This window comes from Streptomyces spongiae (assembly GCF_009377185.1).
Taxonomy (GTDB): domain Bacteria; phylum Actinomycetota; class Actinomycetes; order Streptomycetales; family Streptomycetaceae; genus Streptomyces; species Streptomyces spongiae.
This window is the reverse complement of the sequence record NZ_VJZC01000987.1, coordinates 1-1,953: the sequence shown is the minus strand read 5'-3', so window position 1 is coordinate 1,953 and position 1,953 is coordinate 1. Positions and strand designations below refer to the sequence as shown.

1 protein-coding gene is annotated in these 1,953 nt (G+C 72.5%); it reads left to right on the top strand.

All coding sequences use genetic code 11. The features are described from left to right. The first annotated feature begins 27 nt into the window (after positions 1–27). The gene (locus FNH08_RS49435; RefSeq protein WP_194238887.1) at positions 28–1,878 is read left to right on the top strand and encodes a S9 family peptidase; all 1,851 of its coding nucleotides are present in this window, start codon (positions 28–30) and stop codon (positions 1,876–1,878) included. Positions 1,879–1,953: the final 75 nt, after the last annotated feature.

Genomic DNA, 1,953 nt, shown 5'->3' with positions numbered 1-1,953 from the left:
GTGGGGCGGGGCGGGCACTATGGGGCCATGACCGAGACCAACGGATCCACCCCGGCCACCCCGCAGGAGCAGACCCGGTCGATGCCCGACTGGGAGAAGCGCTTCCGCGCGCCCAGGGTGTCGCTGCCGGACTGGGCGGAGGACGCGCCCCACCGTTCGCTGTTCGTCTCCAACGCCACGGGGACGTACGAGCTGTACGCGTGGGACCGCGAGACGGGCGAGCAGCGCCAGGTCACCGACCGGGCGAACGGCACGACGGACGGCGTGCTCGCGCCGGACGGCGAATGGATCTGGTGGTTCGACGACAAGGACGGGGACGAGTTCGGCGTGTGGCGCCGTCAGCCGTTCCACGGCGGGCACGGCGGGCACGGCGGACCGGACGATGAGGCGGCACCGGGCCTCGCGCCCTCCTACCCGGCGGGGCTCGCCCTCGGCCGCGACGGCCGTACGGCGGTCGTCGGGCGCTCGACGGACGAGGACGGCTCCACGATCCACCTGTCCGTACTGGGCACGGACCCCGTGGTGATCTACCGGCACCGCGAGTCCGCCGGCGTCGGCGACCTCTCGCACGACGGCTCGCTGATCGCGATCGAGCACACCGAGCACGGCGACGCGATGCACTCGGCACTGCGCGTCCTGAGGCCGGACGGTACGACGGTCGCGGAGCTCGACGACACCAAGGGCGGCACGGTCGAGCTGGGCCTGGAGGTCCTGGGCTTCGCCCCGGTGGAGGGGGACACACGGCTGCTCATCGGCCATCAGCGGGGCGGCCGCTGGGAGCCGCTGGTGTGGGACGTCGCGACGGGGGAGGAGACCGATCTCGGACTGGCGGCCCATCTGGAGGGCGACCTGAGCGCCGAGTGGTACCCGGACGGTTCGGCACTGCTGGTGGTGCACAGTTTCGAGGCCCGCAGCGAGCTGTACCGGTACACACTGGGGACCCGTGAGCTGGAGCGGGTGGAGACGCCCAAGGGCTCGGTGTCGGGGGCGACGGCCCGCCCGGACGGCAGCGTGGAGTACCTGTGGTCGTCGGCCGCCGAGCCGCCGGTGGTGCGCTCGACGAACGGCCGGGTGGTCCTCGACCCTCCGGGCCTGAAGTGCCCGGGCTCGCTGCCGGTGGAGGACGTGTGGGTGGACGGCCCGGGTGGACGTGTCCACGCACTGGTCCAGCGCCCGGCAGGCGTCTCGGGTCCCTACCCCACCGTATTCGACATCCACGGCGGCCCGACCTGGCACGACAGCGACGCGTTCGCGGCGGGCCCGGCCGCGTGGCTCGACCACGGGTACGCGGTGATCCGGATCAACTACCGCGGCTCCACGGGCTACGGCCGTGCCTGGACCGACGCGCTGAAGCACCGCGTGGGCCTCATCGAGCTGGAGGACATCGCGGCGGTCCGGGAGTGGGCGGTCACCTCCGGCTTCGCCGACCCGGCCCGTCTGATCCTCACGGGCGGTTCCTGGGGCGGCTACCTCACGCTGCTAGGTCTCGGTACGCAGCCGGAAGCCTGGACCCTGGGCATCGCCGCGGTCCCGGTCGCCGACTACGTCACGGCCTACCACGACGAGATGGAGGCCCTGAAGGCCATGGACCGCACGCTGCTGGGCGGCACGCCGGAGGAGGTGCCGGAGCGATTCGAGGCGTCGTCACCGCTGACATACGTGGACGCGGTCAAGGCCCCCGTCTACATCTCGGCCGGCGTCAACGACCCGCGCTGCCCGATCCGCCAGGTCGACAACTACGTCACGCGGCTCCAGGGGCGGGGGGCGGTGCACGAGGTGTACCGGTACGACGCGGGACACGGCTCCCTGGTGGTGGACGAGCGCATCAAGCAGGTCCGCCTGGAACTGGACTTCGCGGAGCGGCACCTGCCGAGTTAGCCCAGGGTGTGTTTCGCCCCCGCCGCCCCGCACAAATTCAGCCCCTCCGGCGTTTGAGGAGCGGGGGTCCGGGGG

Excerpts from the sequence above, each read along its gene's own strand:
- FNH08_RS49435 (WP_194238887.1), top strand. The coding sequence starts at position 28 with ATGACCGAGACCAACGGATCCACCCCGGCCACCCCGCAGGAGCAGACC.